Below are 17,576 nucleotides of genomic sequence, written 5' to 3'. Positions count from 1 at the left end.
GAAAAGATTCGCGAATACGATTTTTTACATTGACCAGCATTCATTAAATATAAAATAAAACTCAAATATTAATTAAACACTCATGAAACAAGTAAAGAAAATAACCGTAGCCCTAGTTCTATTTGTAGCCGCTACCGGTTTTGTCCAGGCTCAGAGCAAGGTCGCCCATATCGATGTGACCCAGTTGTTGGCCGCAATGCCTGAAATGAAAGCGGCCGAGGCAGAATTAAAGAAATTACAAGAGACTTATAGTGCCGATATAGAAAGTTCGATGACCGAGCTTAAAAATAAATATACGCTTTATGAGAACGAGGCTCCCTCGAAAACGGAAGAAGAAAATAAAAAGAGGGCTGATGAGCTACAAGGGTACCAAAAAAGTATAAATGAGTTTCAACAGAATGCCCAACAAGAAATGCAGAAAAAACAACAAGAGTTGTTTGCACCTATATCTGAAAAAGCAAAGGCCGCTATTGAAAAAGTGGCTGCGGCACAAGGTTTTGACTATGTTATCGATGCACAACCGGGCACTGGTCTGATCGTCGCCAAGGGCAAGGACCTGTTGGCCGATGTTAAAAAAGAATTGGGATTGTAAGCACTTCGGTCCTAGGGAATAAAAAAGCTTTATTCAGTGAGAGTCAATGCTTTTTTATTCCCTAGGACTGTTTTGAATTCTTAAAAGACATAGTTTCATAGACATTTTTTTAATTAACTCAAGTTTCCTGTTATAGAATTGTAAAATGTTTTCATTAGTAGAGTCGGCTCTATGATAATCTTATAACTATAAGACATTTGTGTGTCTAGGCATCAAGACTCAGATTTTGTTTGTATTGTCTCTTTCCGATAAATAGGGTTGTTTAAAACTAGAGTTTTTCGGTAAAACGAATGTGTAGCTTTAAACTATTATTTTCCTATGAAACGTTCAAAATTCGGTGAATTACAGATTGTCTTCACCATCGAATGGGCACACGAGAATGCGCAGCTCGGAGGTGTACCAAAGGATAAGGTCTATCTGGGGCTACACTCCACAACTTAAAGAAGAAATATGGTGGGTTTGGCATTTGCGAACTTCGAAAACTTAAACTTTGGATAGGAGAACCATAAACTTAAGTAGACGTACGCCGGGATATTCGCGTGCTTAAGGACGTACTGTAAAGTTCTAGAATCATCAATTACCTTCAAGTTAGTTCAATCCTGTATTACGGGACTGACAGGCACTGGTGAATTACCTATTGTTATATTTGGCATGATTTATTTCTATAAGTAGTTCGTTAATCAAAAAGACACTATCCCACTAAGTGTGTAAACTCAAATTAACAGGGGCTGGACTTTTTTAGAGCCCGACCCTTTTTTCATAGATCGTAAGGAACTGGTTCAGGATGATGTCCCAGTTCCTGATGGGCATCGACCACTTCTTGGTGGCCTCCCTTGCCGCCAAATATACGGATTTCATCACGGCATCGTCGGTGGGGAACGAAAGCTTGTTCTTGGTGTACTTCCTGATCTTTCCGTTCAGGTTCTCGATAAGGTTCGTGGTATATATTATCTTCCTTATTTCCAAGGGGAACTCGTAGAACACGGTAAGTTCGTCCCAATTGTCCCTCCAGCTCCTTATGGCATAGGAATACTTGCCTTTCCATTTTTGTGCAAAGTCCTCCAGGGCGGCCTTGGCGGCCCTCTCGTTGGGGGCGTTATAGATGCCCTTCATGTCCGCGGTGAACTCCTTTTTGTCCTTCCATACCACGTAACGGCATGCGTTTCTTATCTGGTGTACCACGCATATCTGGGTCCTCGATTCGGGGAACACGCTCTTGATGGTATCGGTGAAGCCGTTCAGGTTGTCGGTGGCCGTGATCAGGATGTCCTCGGTGCCGCGTGCCCTCATATCGGTGAGCACCGACATCCAGAAGGCGGCCGATTCGTTCTTGCCGAGCCAGAGCCCCAATACCTCCTTCTTGCCGTCCCTTCGCAGGCCCACGGCCACGTAGACGGTCTTGTTGATGACCTTGGAGCTCTCGCGCACCTTGAATACGATGCCGTCCATCCATACGATTAGGTAGACCGGTTCCAAGGGGCGGTTCTGCCATGCCGCGATGTCGTCGGCCACCTTTTCGGTGATCCTTGATATGGTGGAGGTGGACACCTCGAAGCCGTAGGCCTCCCGTATCTGTTCCTCGATGTCGCTTACCGACATGCCCTTGGCGTAGAGCGATACGATGATGTTCTCGATACCGTCGGCCATGTTGCCCCTTTTGGGTACGATCATGGGATTGAAACTGGCGTCCCGGTCCCTTGGCACGCTGATCTGCGACTCCCCGAAGGAAGTGCGTACCTTCTTCTTGGTGTGGCCGTTGCGCCTGTTGTCGTTGGGCGAGCGACCGTGCCCTTCATAGTCCAGGTGGCCGTCAAGCTCCCCTTCGAGCATCTTCTCGATGCCCCGTTTCTGGAGTTCTTTCAGAAAACCGTTGAGCTCGTCTCCCGATTTGAACTGCTTCAGGAAATCGTCGTGGAACAATTCTTCTTTCTTCATAATGTGCGGATATTTAAAATTAGACAAAAAATTAGCGGGGGCATGCCCCCGCTAATTTTCTATTTACACACTTTATGAGATAGTCCTATCAAAAAATATATTGGTATAACTTTTACCCTTGAACATTTTGAGATGTTTTTATATTTTGAACTTGCAGGTTCATTTTGCTCTTCCTTTTTAAAGAAACACGGGTTAATTAAATATTAGCTAGACCCAGTCACTCTTGAATCGAGAACTTAATTTGTTGTTAACATATAAAGTATGGCAATGTCGCTGGTTAGGCACCAGACCATCTCTACATTGAGAATGGCTCTAAAAATCATAACATAAATTTAGCATACCATCAAATTTTGGTTTGGATATAATATGTAAAACATATTATATAATCTTATATTTAATTAAAGGATTATGTAATATTATTTGTATATAATTCTTATTAATTTATCTGATTATTCTTATATTAAGAAAAGATTGACCTAAACTAAATGCAAATCAACTGTACAAATTTTACGAAAATGGCATTTTCTCTCCCCAAGACGATTTTAGTCCTGATTCTTATAATAATACCATCGGTAAACAATTTAGAAGTTGTAGATTCTACTATTAGCTCCAAGGCTTTTTTCTTGACGGGCGGATTGCTAGTTCTGCTTGGGTGTGTTATGTCAACACTTCTTTTAACCAAAACTGAGGAAGTTAAATTTAAAATATCGAAAATTGATATTTCACTTTTCTTCTTGCTTGTTTACATAATAATTAACCGATACATTTTACAATCCTTCCACGGGTTTTCCATTCGATTTATAGAACTTTTGCTCCTTTCTTTTCTTTATTTAGGCTTAAGAATACTTTCATTAAAAGACTATCCTATTGTATTGCTTTCCATTATGTTATCGGGAATTGTACAGGGGTTATTTTTTCTTCAAGTATTTGATAATTTTAGTCCAACGTATTTTGGCATTACCCTCGGCGGAGGTTTTTTTAACCCAGGGCCATTGGCAGGTTTTTGTGCAACATTAATTGTTATTTCACTGGGATTCTACGTTTTCAGATTTAATATTACCTCGAAGAAAACTTCATATTCAAGTTGGACTCAAAGACTGCAAAAGATATGTTTCGATACCCTCAGACAATATATACCTTTAATTTGTATGGGTGTTATTTTTTTCATATTGCCCAGAACAGGTTCAAGGGCAGCATGGTTGGCATCTTTGGTTGGCTGCACAAGTGTTTTAATTTATAGATATCGAGCACTTAACAAAATAAAGGCTTTGTCGATTTATAAAAAAGTCTTTATGTGTATTATAGTTCTCTTAGTTTTAGCTGTCGGAATCTTCAAAATGTATCATTTTAAAAAGAACTCGGCAGACGGAAGAATTTTGATATGGAAGGTTACCGGTAAAATGATAGTTAAAAACCCAATCTTTGGGATTGGCTATGATTCTTTTAAGGCTCATTACATGGAAGAGCAAGCTTATTACTTTGAACGGGTCAGGAAAACCGGTGAACTTATGGTCGCAGACAATAATAGCTATGCCTTTAATGAAATTCTTCAATTTCTATCTGAAAATGGGATAGTTGGTTTTTTTCATCTTATAGTGGTTGTTTTTCTAGGTTTAAAATTAAAGGTTAAAGAAGAAAATGGTTTTATCAAAGTATTAATTCTTATTGTTCTGGGCACAATTGTAATTTTCAGCCTATTTTCTTATCCGTCTCAGATACTGCCGATAAAAATAATAATAGTGGTTATGTTTTCATTGTTGGCCACAATCGATAATAGAAAATATTGCCGGACTTATCATACTGGGAGGAGTTCTTTTTTTGGAAAAGGAACTAAGGCCCTTAAATTAAGCTTAGTATTTTTGGGTATCGTCGTTATATGGGAGGGTAGCTCTAAATTTCGAGATTTGAAGGGAAAATATAGAAGTTGGAAAATTGCAAAGGACCTATATAAATATGGATTATATAAGAAGAGTGTTGCTGAGTTCGAAAAGGCAATACCAGGACTTGAAAATTGTGGTGAATTACTTCTGAATTATGGCAAAGCATTAGTCATGGCCGGACAGGATGACAAAGCACTACCTATATTAGAAAACGCAAAAATCTATTTAAATAATACGATTTTGGAAACTACAATTGGAGACGTTAACAAAACCATGGGCAATTACGAACAAGCAGAGATAGCGTATCAGAAAGCAGCGAATATGGTGCCAAGTCGATTTTATCCAGATTATTTGTTAGTTAAGTTATACGATGAAACTGGTCAGAAAAAAAAAGCTGTTGAAAGGGCCAAGATTATTTTAGATAAAAGAGTAAAAATACCATCAAGGGCCATAAAAGAAATTAAAGAAGAAATGAAAAAAATTGTTGACAAATAGATAAGTAAATACTATTAAAATTAGACAAGTTAAATAGAAAGCAAAAAATACCTATTCAAAACTATTTAGTAACTAAAGCACACGTTTAGCCACGCGATTTGTTCAATGCTCATATAAAAAGAATATATTTTTACGATTAATCTTACAATATAATAAAGTAATAGGCACCTATCTACGATATATTTACTTATATTTAATTTAAAGAATAATTGATGAGCTATTATATCAGACTTATTCTATTAATATTGATTGCAGCTTTATTTGCTTGTGACAACGGTAATCATGGTGTGGCTGGGGTAAAAGTATTAGATACTTTATTAAAACAATATCCCATATACGTTAAAATATCTCCGAAAGGTGATGCGATCTTATTGAAAGAAAGAAGTTTCGAAACTTTCGATTTATTTATTTCGAATTTGGACAATTCTAGTCCAATTAAAATTGACAGTTCGGATTTCACGCAATTATCACTTACATGGCATCCGAGTGGAGGTGAAATTATATTTCAAGAGCTAAACCCAAAAACAAGAAAGTATGATTTGTGCATATTAAATATTGAAACAAAAGAGAAATCAAAAATAAACTTGCCATCTTCTAGTAATGCAATTCCCCCTATAAGATGGTCGGTGAATGGGAAATACCTGGCTTATGTATCTACTAATGAGTTGAGCCGTTTGTATATATTTGATTTTGAGGAGAAAAAGGTTGTAAGGGTTTTTGCAGATATAGACTCATATTCGGATTTTAGATGGCTAGATAATACAACAATCTTTTTCCTAAGTCATCCAAAGAATCCTACCCTTTATAAATTTAATGTGCCTAACAATCACATTAGCAAGTATTCGCTTAATAACTATGACGAGGTAAAAAACTTTTCGGTCAAAGAAAATAAGCTCCTTTTTGTTGGGAGAGAGAAAAATGAAGAGTATTTCCAGTGTTTTGAACTGAAAATGGACGAAAGATTAGTTGAAAAATTGACAGATTCAGATTTTAATATTGAGAAATGTAAGTATTCTAAAAATACTTCTTCATTTTATTACAACCGTAATGAGAATGGTGTGAGTAGACTTTACAGTTCTGATTGGAAAGTCGATAGTTTGATTCAAAATGAGACAGACAAGCTATCTAGTTTTGAACTCGAACTGGAATTGAATTCTGATCTTTATTTAAAGCAATCTACTAGTGGTCTACCTCCATCTTTGTTGAAGGTTAATGTAAGTAATGGAAAGAAAAAGACCCTATATCTGAAGGATAATATTTCTTTTTTAAAGTTGGGAAACCCAGAATTAGTACGAATTAGTGGGAGTACGAATGAAGATGAAATTCCAGGCTATTTGTGGAAAGCAAAACCACAGAAAAAAGCTGGGGTAAAAACAATAATATATGTTCATGGTGGACCATATTTACAATTTAGACCCCTATGGAATATGCACGCCAAATTATTTACAAAATATGGTTTTAATTTTCTTGCAATTAATTATCATGGATCTTCAGGTTATTCAAAGCAATTTGCAATGAAAAATAATGAGTCAAAACAGATTTTAGATGTTGTTAACAGTGTGTTGTATTTAAAAGAAAAATACGGCTTAAATTCTAAAGATATCATTTTAATAGGCTCAAGCTATGGAGGCAAATTGGTTATGGGTGCTATTGATTATCTTGAAGGTTTGGGCGGGGTAGTTCTTATTTCGGGGTTGATAAATCAAAATATTAAAAATACAGATAGGTTAAGAAAGTTGAGGATGCTGGTATTTTATGGCGAATATGATCCCCTTGCCTTAATAACGAAGGAACTTTTAGAAAGAAAGAATTTGATTGATCTTGGTTCCGACAATCTTGAGATATTTAAAGGAGAAGGCCATTTTTTCCATAAGACCACTTCATGGACCCATATATATACCAAGATAATAGAATTGTGAAATCTTGAAAAAACATAACACAAACCACATAATGCCTTCATAGCTCAATGTATTTCAATAAAAAAATTCGCTTAATTTCCAACACCCGAAGAGTTTTTCACTTTTCTCTGAACCTATTAGTATTTTGTTTTTGGATAATTAGTTGCACCAATTCTAGGAGGGGAAAAAACTATGGACATTTGTTTGGACAAGAAAATGCAGTTTGGACTGAAAGTTTATACCTAAGAGGTTATAGACCTAGTACGGGAAGAAAACTGGTAGAAAAAGATTTGAGGGACTACGCCAATATTCTCAAAGAAAACGATATTAAATATGCCTACATTTTTGCCGGGCCTTTCAAAAAAGATGGTCATTTACCTCAATACCCTTTTTCAGAGCAGGCAAAAAGAAGTGTTAGTAAGATTAAGGAATACTATCCAGAGATTAGGATTTTACCTTGGATAGGAGGCGTTCAAAATAAAACGGTTTATTTAGGTGATTCTGTTTGGGTTGAAAATGCTCTGGAAGATACACAAAAGCTAGTGGAAACCTTGGGTGTTTCAGGTATTCACATTGATTTTGAATATATCCTCAAAGGTGATCCATATTTGGATTTGACAATTGAAGCAGAGAAACAAGGAGATAGAAAAGCATATGGTAAGAATGTCAACTTGTTCCACAAAAAATTAAGAAGAATTTTGCCTAATGCCTTTATTTCATCTGTAGTTGTGTCAACATCTCCCAATACTAAACAGTGGAAAAGGAAAACGACAATTGAGGAATTGAATGTTTTATTGAGGTATGTTGATCAACTTTCATTTCTATTCTATGACACGCAAATTAATAAGCAACAGCAATTTGAACTCAGCTGTATTGAACAAATACGTGATATTAAAATTTTGAAAAAACTTAATGGGGATTCACAATTTCTAATGGCCATAGGTACCTTTATTAACAGACCAGAATTACATAAATATAGGAATTTGGAAATAGAGAGTATTTCAAATACTATTGCGACTATTAAAAATAGTTCCATTAGTGTTGACACTTCAATGAGAGTTATAGATGGAATTGCTATCTTCTGCGATTGGGAAACTGATAATTCAGAGTGGGAAGAGTTCCGAAATAATTGGGTGGGGGATAATTGATATATGAGCCTTTTGATCAGACGATAACAATGTTCTCGGATTTATTAGTTGATATTTCAAGGCTATTATAAAATTAAAAATATAAATAAGATTATTCTTTCATATATTTTAGAATAAAAAAATAAAAAAGTAAGTAAAATATTATTTTAATAAGTATTATTTATTACTTTTGACTTAGCGGTTAATGGTTTGTCGATAAGTTTTTTTAAGCAAAGGTTTAATTATTATTTAAATATGAGACTTATGAGTAGATAGATATAATGCAGTGAGATCCTTGTCAATAGGGTGGTAAAAATCTTCTGAATGTCGATTTTTGCAATGTTTTCAAAGTGACATTTCCGTTCGGACTTTGATTAGAAGTTTATAAGGAACTTTAACTTAAAATATAAATAAAATGAAAAAAATACGAATTATTCTAGGACTTTTTGTTGCCGGTTTAGCCATGAGTTTTACAACAAGAGTAATAAATGTTGATGAATTTTCGGAAGTTGCACTTATTGAGCTTGAAACCATTATTGAGGCTAATAATGAACCTTGGTGCTATGTTATTTGCCAACCGGATCTATTTTACGATTGCGTCCCTTTGGGCCCTGGGCCAGTATGTTCTTTTGCAAAACCCAGATAATTTTTATTCTAAAATTTGAAATCTCTTTGGGGATATTTCCATATTAACGGAGATTTTGAATGGAATGTATATGAGGGCTATTTTCTTACAAAGTATGCATCTGTATAATTGATTTAGGGATTTCGCTTTTGTCGTTAGGATTTCTTTATCCCTTGAAAAGGATTGCTGTTTACTATAATAATGGATACACGGTCTTTTCTATATAACGGGTTTAGATTCTAGGTCAATCCCTTACTAAAGATTTTATAGATGCTATTTTTAATTTCTTTTTTTGAATATGAGTTACTTGAACCTTTCGGTTTCTTTTGCCCCGAAAATTGCAATATTTGGCATTTTAGCGGCATTAATATTTTCATGTCAAAGCGAGTCAAGTTACTTCCAGGAAAATGCTACGACAGTTTTCATTGATGATGATTTTACAAAAATTGTACACTTGAAGTCCGAAGAGTTGGATTATTTTTCTGATTCCTTGATTTTTGGACCGGCCCTTTCAATAGTGAATGAATATTTGTTTATTAGCGAAGTCAAGACTAATAAGTTTGTACATATCTTGAGAATACCTGATGATGTTTATTTGGGTAAATTTGGCCGCAAAGGAGTAGGGCAGGGAGAAATACTGATTCCTTGGGAATTTTCTAAGTCAAAAGATGGTTTAATTAGAATTTTAGACAAACAACAAAACAAACTAGTTGAATACTATGCAGATTCTTTAGCGTATAGAGGACAATTTAATAAAGAATATTTCCTTGACCCCATGGCGATGGTTACTTCGGCTTCAATCTATAACAATAAATTGTACTTTTTAAATAGAAGTGATTCTGAGTTTCGTTTGTATGAAAAAGGATTGAGCGATGGTTATGAAAAAGGTTATGGAGAATTGCCAGAAAAGGCATATTTCTTTATGTCGAATAAAAAGCATAGAGAAATTTGTTCTGCTAATTTGACTAATAGGGAAAATATTTTTGTAGTGAGTTACAGGTACATTCCGATGATACAAATTTTTGATTTAGACAAGTCACGTTGGGTTTCAATAGTTGGCCCTGAAAATTCAGTGCCTCGCTATAAAAATCAAACATCAAGCACATACTATCACCCATCCATTAAAATATCAGATGATTATATATATGCATTATATAATGGAAAAAAAAAGAAGGGAATTTACTCACAACAAGGGAACACAATTTATATGTTTAGTCATGATGGTGTTCCTATCAAGAAAATTGTTTTAGATAAAAATATTGTATCTTTTGATATTTACGATAGCAAATTTATTTACGCATATTCTTTTAATGAAAACTTAGAACCAAAAATACTTAAGTTTGCTCTTAACTTATGATTTACATGAATAGATGTCAAGTTTTTGTTTTCATTATATTATGTTTTCTTTCTTGCAAAGAAAAAAGGGTCGATAAAATTAGTACGGAAGACAAATTGATTCGTGAAAGGTTCGTTGGAAGTAATATATCTTTTCCAAGATCAATAGAACCATTAAGCGATATGTCTATCGACTTGAATAAGGAATCCAAATTTACGATATTAGCCTACTACGATGGTAATTGTAGTTCATGCTATGTAGAATTATCAAAATGGAATCCTTACATGAAAGAAATTAGAGACCTAGGTATTGAAGTGAAATTTAAATTTATGCTTTCAGGGTTAAATAATGCATATTTAAGAAACCAATTAGAAAGTATCAAATTTACAGGTCAGAATGTTTACTTTGATTCCCAAGATGAATTTCGACAAAAGTATACTTTTTTGGGAAGAGACTACAAAAATTGTGCTCTACTTTTGAATGGAAACCAAATCTTAAGAATTGGCAACCCTACAAATTCTAAGAATGATGCTATGGCATTTCTTCAATTGATTAGAAATAATTAATTTTCATTTTAAAAAGGCTACAAAATTAGGAGTTTTTAATATTCGACTATGTTTATTCATCCTCTTAATTAAAAATATACCTTCCAAGGTTGAGCAAGATTCAGATTAGAAGAGCCTCTTCCGTATATTGTTCCAACGCAGGTCGCGAATAAACTTACCTTCGTTTTCAGAGACCAAAAAAGGTTCCTGGTCTTTTTTTGCCCGTAGGTAACCGTACATGTTGTCTATAAAAGCCTTGCGTTTTTGTTGTTTCCAAGCCATCTTTAAAGATGCGATCAGCGTAATCAGAAATCCGTAGCGCATGCCATACATGGCCTTGCCCTGAAGTAATTTGGCCCTCTTGTTATAATTGTTACCTGTAGGGCGAAGGTGTTTTACTTTTAAGCTATCGTCCGTAAAAATCTCGAAGTCGTGGTACTGGGCCAAAAGTTCGTCTACGGTGTCCCAGCCCATTGCGGGCTTCAAACCACCGATTGCTTCGAAACAGTTTTTGGAGTATGCCTTGAAAGCTCCACGCACATGGTTCTTGTCCATCGGGTGGTTTAAACTCCAACCTCCATGCTTATCCATTTCGTAGATGAATCCACCAGCTATGCCTACTTTAGGGTTTCCCTTGAAGACATAGGCTATTTTCTCGAAATATTTATCGGGTAGAATGACATCGGCATCAAGTTTGACAATGAAGCTGAAGTCGTCATCAAGTGCTTCGAACCCTTTGTTAAAGGCATTTATAACTTTGCTGCCCGGCATATGGGCCGTAGAGGAAGTGGTATTCAACTTGTAAATAACCGGATTCCTGGTCATGAATTCATCGATTATTCCTTCAGTGCCATCGGTCGAATTGTCGTTGACGACGACCATTCTTTGGGGTTGAAGTGTTTGCCTTAAGACCGAGTTCAATGTATCGGCCAAAAAGGCTTCTTCGTTATGCGCGGGTATGACAATATAATATTTCATAATGGCAAACTCGGCATTTCGAATTCAGTATCATGAATTTTTTCGTGTTGCATAAACAATGTAATATCTTGGCGTAAAACTTCGCAGCAACGGTCGAATACCTATTTTTTTAACCGGATTGGTGAACTTCAATCGATCTTTGATCTCCCATCCAGATTTTTCCAGTAGCCAATCGAATTGCCAGTCTTCAAATTCATGGTAATGCCTGTCCCATGGATCGGTCTTGTTTTTGTATGCGGTGGCGAACCATAAACGTAAAGGAATACTGGCCACGAGTTTGTTCGCCTTTATCTCTTTCAAAATATTGTAAGGTGCCAAAAGATGCTCAAAGATCTCAAATGCCGTCACCACCCCGACATCGGCATTTTGTACTGCCGAAAAGTCGATATCCAAATCTTCCCCGGTCGTATTTTCGACCGAAAAACCTTCTTCTTTCATGATCTTGGAAAATGGATTTTCGACACCAAGGTCAAGAATAGGTTCATCGGTGGCTATATGTTTCTTAAGAAAAGATAGCGTTCGTTGAAAGCGCCTGCTAGGATAGGTCTTTTCGTACATCGATTTCGTTTTTGTTCGAGGTTCCCTGTTCGAAGTTAAACAAACCGAGATTTGTAACCTGACACTTTTGGTTTTTATTCTACTTCGGCATAGGCTTCAATAGGAACACAGCTACAGATCAAATTACGGTCGCCATATGCATCATCGACCCTACGGACCGAAGGCCAGAATTTATTCTGGGACACATAAGATAGGGGAAATGCCGCTTGTTGTCTGCTATATGGAAAATTCCAAGTATCGTTGGTGACCATACCCATAGTATGCGGTGCATTTTTCAACACATTGTTAGGGTCATCGGGCGAGGTGGCATAAATCTCCTCCCTGATAGACAGCATCGCATCACAGAACCTATCCAACTCATTAAGACTTTCACTTTCGGTCGGTTCGATCATCAAGGTGCCTGCTACCGGAAATGAGACTGTAGGTGCATGAAAACCATAGTCCATCAGCCGTTTTGCAATATCGGTAACCTCTATACCATTTTGTTTGAATGGTCTGCAGTCAACGATCATTTCGTGCGCGGCCCTACCTCTTTCTCCTGAATAGAGAACGTCGAACTTGCCGTTCAACCGTTCTTTAAGGTAATTTGCGTTCAAAATGGCGATCTTGGTAGACTGGGTCAATCCTTCTTCGCCCAGCATTTTAATATATCCATAAGATATCAGACAGACCAACGAACTGCCCCATGGAGCGGCCGAAATTGCCGTTATTGCCTTATCGCCACCTGTTTTGATAATCGGATTCCCAGGAAGAAAGGGAACCAATTGCTCGGCTACACAGATCGGTCCCACTCCAGGTCCGCCACCCCCATGCGGAATGGCAAACGTTTTATGTAGGTTCAAGTGGCATACATCGGCTCCTATCGTTGCGGGATTGGTCAAACCTACCTGCGCGTTCATATTGGCACCATCCATATAGACTTGCCCTCCGTGATCGTGGATCAATTTAGTGATATGTTTGATGGAGGATTCGAAAACCCCATGGGTCGATGGATAGGTGACCATCAATGCCGCCAGGTTATCGGAATGATGTTTGACTTTTTCCTCGAGATCGGCAACATCGATATTTCCTTTTTCATCGGTCTTGGTAACGATTACCTGCATTCCCGCCATGACCGCAGATGCAGGGTTGGTGCCATGGGCCGACGCAGGTATGATACAGATATTTCGATGCCCTTCGTTTCGCGATTCGTGATAGGCGCGAATGACCATTAGCCCCGCATATTCGCCTTGTGCCCCTGAATTGGGCTGTAATGATGTTGCTGCAAATCCGGTAATCGTACTTAAATCTTTAGCAAGTTCTTTTAGCACGGTTTGATATCCTTCTACCTGATTTAAAGGAACAAAAGGGTGGATATTCGCCCATCGTGCCATGCTCAAAGGCAGCATTTCGGTGGCAGCGTTCAATTTCATTGTACAGCTGCCCAAGGAAATCATGGAGTGGTTCAGAGACAGATCTTTACGCTCCAGTTTTTTGATATAGCGCATCAGTTCGGTTTCCGAATGGTACGAATTGAAAACTTCGTTCTCCAAAAAGGGCGTATCTCTTTTTAACGAATCTGGTATTACATCTTTACCGGATTGCACAGTCATGGCATCTTCATTCTTACCATCCAATTCGGCAAAACAGGCAATCAAGGCTTTTATGTCTTTTTCGTCAACCGCTTCGTTCAATGACAGCGTAACGGTTTGCCTGTCAACATAATTAAGGTTGATTTCTTTGGCCTCGGCCAGCGATCTCAATTTGTCGGAATCGGAAACTCTGAACTTTAGGGTGTCGAAAAACGAAGTGTTCAATTGTTTGAACCCGATACTTTCCAACGATTGGCTTAGTGTTCTTGTCTTATGGTGTAGTTGTTCGGCGATATAACTTAGTCCCTTCGGGCCATGATAAACGGCATACATGCCCGCCATTACCGCCAAAAGTACTTGCGAGGTGCAGATATTGGAAGTTGCCTTGTCACGTTTGATATGTTGCTCACGGGTCTGGAGCGCCATGCGAAGGGCCGGTTTTCCATCGACATCTTTTGTGAGGCCTATAATGCGACCGGGAATACTTCTTTTATAAGTTTCCTTTGTCGCAAAAAATGCGGCATGAGGCCCACCGTAGCCCAACGGAATGCCGAAACGTTGTGTACTGCCAACAACAACATCGACCCCGAACTCCCCAGGGGCTTTTAACATTACCAAGCTCAAAATATCGGCAGCGACGGCTACTTTGATATCATTGTCATTGGCCTTTGAGACAAATTCGGTATAATCATAAATTTGACCGTATTTTCCAGGGTATTGCAACATGGCGCCAAAGAAATCGGTGCCAAATGCGAATTCTTCATGGTTTCCGACTACCAACTCGATTCCCAAAGGGGTCGATCGTGTTTGTAAAAGAGATAGTGTTTGTGGAAGTATTTCTTCGGAAACAAAGAATTTTAAAACCTTGTTCTTTTTTTGATCACGGCTTCGAACATCGAATAACATCGACATGGCTTCGGCGGCAGCCGTACTTTCATCCAATAATGAGGCATTGGCCAGCTCCATTCCCGTAAGGTCGCAAACCATGGTCTGAAAATTCAATAGTGCCTCTAAACGACCTTGGGCAATTTCGGCCTGATAAGGCGTGTAGGCCGTATACCACCCCGGATTTTCAAGAATATTCCGCTTGATGACCGATGGCGTGATACTTTCATGATAACCAAGGCCAATATATGATTTAAAGACTTTGTTCTTTTCCGCCAATTCTTGAATATGCGTCAGAAATTCATGTTCGCTCATGGCCTTGGGTAGGTCAAGCCTATTTTTGAGACGAATATCATCGGGAATGGTTTCTGAAATGAGCTGATCTAAAGTAGCGACACCGATGGTCTCGAACATTGTCTCCAGATCATTTTCTTGAATTCCGATATGGCGTTTGGCAAATACTTCTGTCGTCATGAAATGAATGCTAAGTTGTTAAAATAAAGTGGACAAAATTAGCGATTTATTACGGCAAAACACCCTCTTTTAGTCTTCCTTGGAATTAAAGTTTTTAACCGAAAAATGGGGTTATGAACAGTTTGGCTACTTTTGGTTTATGAAGTGGCCCGTACGCATTTTTAATTTTTACTTAGATGCCAGCATACATGTGGCATTGGCGGTATTCGCATTGGTTCAAATTACCGGTGGCGTTTTAAAATTCGAAACCAGCGCACACTTGTCATATTTTCTTTTTTTCGGTACGATCGCCTGTTACAATTTCATAAAGTATGGTGTCGGGTCGAAAAAGTATATTTTAGTCTCCAACCGATACCACAAGAATATTCAAATAGCGAGCTTTGTCGCGCTGATACCTGCCCTATATCACGCCTGTTTCTTTACCTATGAAACATGGTTGGGCGTAATTGTCATTATAGTATTTACGGGGCTCTACGCCCTGCCCATTATGCCCCATGGCAAAAATCTTCGCAGTCGAGGACTGCTAAAAATTTTTTTAGTGGGTCTGGTGTGGTCATTGACGACGGTTGCACTTCCCGCTATCCAAGCCAATAAAATAATGAACTGGGATGTTTTAATTGAACTGATACAGCGTTTTCTGCTTGTACTTGTTTTAATGATTCCCTTTGAAATAAGAGATTTGAAATATGATAAGCTTGATTTGGACACATTGCCTCAACGAGTGGGTATCATGAATACGAAGAAAATAGGGTATATAGTCACTTTGGTTCTTTATATAATGACTTTTTTGAAAGACGAATTGGCTTGGAGTGAAATATTGGGGAAAGCTATATTAGGTGTGATGTTGTGCCTTGCCCTTATCTATGTAAAAAAAGACCGATCTAAGTACTTTGCCTCATTTTGGGTAGAAGCGATCCCTATATTTTGGTGGGCGGTGATTTTCAGTCTACAATATTATTTTTAGGCTTTATTTCTTATCTCCTGTTTCATTTTCGATTTTTCTTTTTCGGTCAGGTTCTGAAGGTTGGCCTTTTGGCATAGATTGGTTAATTGGGCATTTTTTTTCGAGTACATGGCGCAGGTACTACAAAAGAGCAAGTGTAATTTCAGTTGGATTTTTTCTAAAAAAGAAGCCTCCTTGTATTGTGTTTTGTTGCAGATTGTAGCTGCCTCTTCACAAGAGATCATAGATTAAACCAATTTTGATTAAGGCATCCCATCAATGTGGTTCTCGCACGATGGATCATAACCCACAGATTAGACGGATTGATGCCAAGTTCATTACAAATATCTTCAGTGCTCATGCCCTGTATTGTTTTCATGGTAAATACCAAAGACTGTTTCTGCGGCAATTGGGCGATACATTCATATATGGCGGCACCCAGTTCTTCATTTTCCAGTCGGTCATTTTCGAATGAACTGAATGGATCGGCGATCTGTTCCTCAAGCCAATCCCCGTCAGCATCACTTTTCGAACTATAGTTGACCCTTACCTCTGCCTTTCCCTTTTTAGAATTGATTTTGCGGTAGTGGTCAATGACCTTTCGCTTGAGAATGGCCACTAACCAGGTGCGTTCGGCGGCATCGCCCTTATAATTCTTGGCTGATTTCAGTCCCGCGAAAAAAGTCTCTTGTACCAAATCTTTGGCGATTTCGGTATCGCTTACTCGTGCAATGGCGTAGTTGAAGAGGTAGTCGGCGTACGAATCTACCCAAGTATCCGGATTTAATTGGTGAACCGTCATATTTTCATCATGCTCATCAAAAGTAAGCGAATTTGATTTAACTACTTTCATGTTTCCGTTCCGTTGTTCGAGTTTTCTCGCGGTCATAATTTACTATCTTTGATTAAACCTTTTGCTTATGAAGTCGATTACTAGCGTATTGATATTGTTTATTTTGACTTTGGGATGTGCCCAAAGTACGTCAAAACCTATCACGGAATTTTCACAGAATGATATAGAAAATGGGATATTGGTAGATGTTCGCACACCTGAGGAGTATAATGCAGGTCATTTGGAAAATGCAATGAACATCGACTGGTTTGATGAGACCTTTGCCCAGCAGTTCAAAAAAATTGCCAAGGATGAAACCATTTATGTGTATTGTAAGATGGGGGGGCGAAGTGCCAAGGCCCAGGAAAAGCTCAAAACCCTAGGCTATACCAAAGTAATCAACTTAGAGGGCGGCTATGATGCTTGGAAGGAGGCCACTCCCGATTAACAGTGAATGGTTCTATGACCAAATATAGGTCGAAAATAGGTATAGGGCTGGCCATTTTCGTTTTTGGAATACTTGGTGGAATGACGCTTTTCATGATTTACCAAAGCGTTTGGTCAGGAGCATTCGTAAATTTAGTTGTACTTGCCTTTACGGCCCACCTTTTTTTAAATACCTATTATACCGTAAACGGTAATACGCTCGAAATAAAAAGCGGCTTTATTCTCCATAAACGAATCGATATCAGAACGATCAACTGTATAACGGCAACCAATAACCCCATAAGCGCACCGGCCGCATCGCTTGATCGTCTTGAGATTTTTTATGACCGATCCAAAATTGTTTTGGTTTCCCCAAAAGACAAGATTGCTTTTATAGATCACTTAAAAAGAATAAACCCCAAAATAGCGTTAAAAGGTATCGCGTAAGCCCAAAGTTCTTACCTCGACCATCACAA

The 17,576-nt window shown here is 38.0% G+C and carries 16 protein-coding genes; 11 read left to right on the top strand and 5 right to left on the bottom strand.

Annotation, left to right across the window (positions count from 1 at the left end):
• Window positions 1–82 precede the first annotated feature (82 nt).
• Both ACEZ3G_RS02355 and ACEZ3G_RS02350 read left to right on the top strand, forming a co-directional pair.
• The gene (locus tag ACEZ3G_RS02355) at window positions 83–592 is read left to right on the top strand and encodes an OmpH family outer membrane protein (RefSeq protein ID WP_432423868.1); all 510 of its coding nucleotides are present in this window, start codon (window positions 83–85) and stop codon (window positions 590–592) included.
• Between the two features lie 318 nt (window positions 593–910).
• Complete coding sequence (locus tag ACEZ3G_RS02350) at window positions 911–1,033, top strand: hypothetical protein (protein ID WP_432423867.1); 123 nt, start codon at window positions 911–913, stop codon at window positions 1,031–1,033.
• A 297-nt stretch (window positions 1,034–1,330) separates the two neighbouring features.
• On the opposite strand, the gene ACEZ3G_RS02345 is transcribed toward ACEZ3G_RS02350, so the two are convergent.
• On the bottom strand, window positions 1,331–2,527 hold the full coding sequence (locus ACEZ3G_RS02345) for an IS256 family transposase (RefSeq protein ID WP_432423866.1): 1,197 nt from the start codon (window positions 2,525–2,527) through the stop codon (window positions 1,331–1,333).
• Window positions 2,528–3,042: 515 nt separating this feature from the next.
• On the opposite strand from ACEZ3G_RS02345, the gene ACEZ3G_RS02340 reads away from it, so the two are divergent.
• The 6 genes from ACEZ3G_RS02340 (at window position 3,043) to ACEZ3G_RS02315 (ending at window position 10,454) form a co-directional block, all read left to right on the top strand.
• Entirely contained in the window at window positions 3,043–4,902 is a 1,860-nt protein-coding gene (locus tag ACEZ3G_RS02340; protein WP_432423865.1) for an O-antigen ligase family protein, read from the top strand.
• Between the two features lie 212 nt (window positions 4,903–5,114).
• On the top strand, window positions 5,115–6,821 hold the full coding sequence (locus tag ACEZ3G_RS02335; RefSeq protein WP_432423864.1) for a S9 family peptidase: 1,707 nt from the start codon (window positions 5,115–5,117) through the stop codon (window positions 6,819–6,821).
• 179 nt (window positions 6,822–7,000) lie between these two features.
• Window positions 7,001–7,948 (top strand): hypothetical protein, encoded by a 948-nt coding sequence (locus ACEZ3G_RS02330; protein WP_432423863.1) that lies wholly within the window; start codon window positions 7,001–7,003, stop codon window positions 7,946–7,948.
• A gap of 394 nt (window positions 7,949–8,342) precedes the next feature.
• The gene (locus ACEZ3G_RS02325; protein ID WP_432423862.1) at window positions 8,343–8,573 is read left to right on the top strand and encodes a hypothetical protein; all 231 of its coding nucleotides are present in this window, start codon (window positions 8,343–8,345) and stop codon (window positions 8,571–8,573) included.
• Window positions 8,574–8,859: 286 nt separating this feature from the next.
• Window positions 8,860–9,909, top strand: coding sequence for a BF3164 family lipoprotein (locus ACEZ3G_RS02320; protein WP_432423861.1), 1,050 nt, complete (start codon window positions 8,860–8,862; stop codon window positions 9,907–9,909).
• A 263-nt stretch (window positions 9,910–10,172) separates the two neighbouring features.
• The gene (locus tag ACEZ3G_RS02315) at window positions 10,173–10,454 is read left to right on the top strand and encodes a hypothetical protein (RefSeq protein ID WP_432423860.1); all 282 of its coding nucleotides are present in this window, start codon (window positions 10,173–10,175) and stop codon (window positions 10,452–10,454) included.
• Between the two features lie 105 nt (window positions 10,455–10,559).
• Here the strand turns inward: ACEZ3G_RS02315 and ACEZ3G_RS02310 are convergent, their stop codons facing one another.
• The 3 genes from ACEZ3G_RS02310 to gcvP all read right to left on the bottom strand — a co-directional run bounded on the left by ACEZ3G_RS02310 (window position 10,560) and on the right by gcvP (window position 14,899).
• A complete protein-coding gene (locus ACEZ3G_RS02310) occupies window positions 10,560–11,411 on the bottom strand; it encodes a glycosyltransferase family 2 protein (RefSeq protein WP_432423859.1) in 852 nt (283 codons plus the stop codon).
• Between the two features lie 30 nt (window positions 11,412–11,441).
• A complete protein-coding gene (locus tag ACEZ3G_RS02305) occupies window positions 11,442–11,969 on the bottom strand; it encodes a methyltransferase (RefSeq protein ID WP_432423858.1) in 528 nt (175 codons plus the stop codon).
• Window positions 11,970–12,043: 74 nt separating this feature from the next.
• Entirely contained in the window at window positions 12,044–14,899 is a 2,856-nt protein-coding gene (gcvP, locus tag ACEZ3G_RS02300) for an aminomethyl-transferring glycine dehydrogenase (RefSeq protein ID WP_432423857.1), read from the bottom strand.
• Between the two features lie 139 nt (window positions 14,900–15,038).
• Between gcvP and ACEZ3G_RS02295 the strand changes: the two genes are divergently transcribed.
• Complete coding sequence (locus ACEZ3G_RS02295; RefSeq protein ID WP_432423856.1) at window positions 15,039–15,863, top strand: hypothetical protein; 825 nt, start codon at window positions 15,039–15,041, stop codon at window positions 15,861–15,863.
• 220 nt (window positions 15,864–16,083) lie between these two features.
• Here ACEZ3G_RS02295 and ACEZ3G_RS02290 read toward each other — a convergent pair whose 3' ends face one another.
• A complete protein-coding gene (locus ACEZ3G_RS02290) occupies window positions 16,084–16,644 on the bottom strand; it encodes a sigma-70 family RNA polymerase sigma factor (protein WP_432425136.1) in 561 nt (186 codons plus the stop codon).
• A gap of 118 nt (window positions 16,645–16,762) precedes the next feature.
• Between ACEZ3G_RS02290 and ACEZ3G_RS02285 the strand changes: the two genes are divergently transcribed.
• Complete coding sequence (locus ACEZ3G_RS02285; protein ID WP_432423855.1) at window positions 16,763–17,122, top strand: rhodanese-like domain-containing protein; 360 nt, start codon at window positions 16,763–16,765, stop codon at window positions 17,120–17,122.
• Between the two features lie 14 nt (window positions 17,123–17,136).
• Window positions 17,137–17,547, top strand: a complete 411-nt coding sequence (locus tag ACEZ3G_RS02280) for a PH domain-containing protein (protein ID WP_432423854.1) — start codon at window positions 17,137–17,139, stop codon at window positions 17,545–17,547.
• The last annotated feature ends 29 nt before the right edge of the window (window positions 17,548–17,576 follow it).

The organism is Meishania litoralis (genome assembly GCF_042611095.1).
Classification (GTDB): domain Bacteria; phylum Bacteroidota; class Bacteroidia; order Flavobacteriales; family Flavobacteriaceae; genus Meishania; species Meishania litoralis.
The sequence above is the reverse complement of the archived record's forward strand: the minus strand, read 5'-3'. Positions and strand labels throughout refer to the sequence as shown.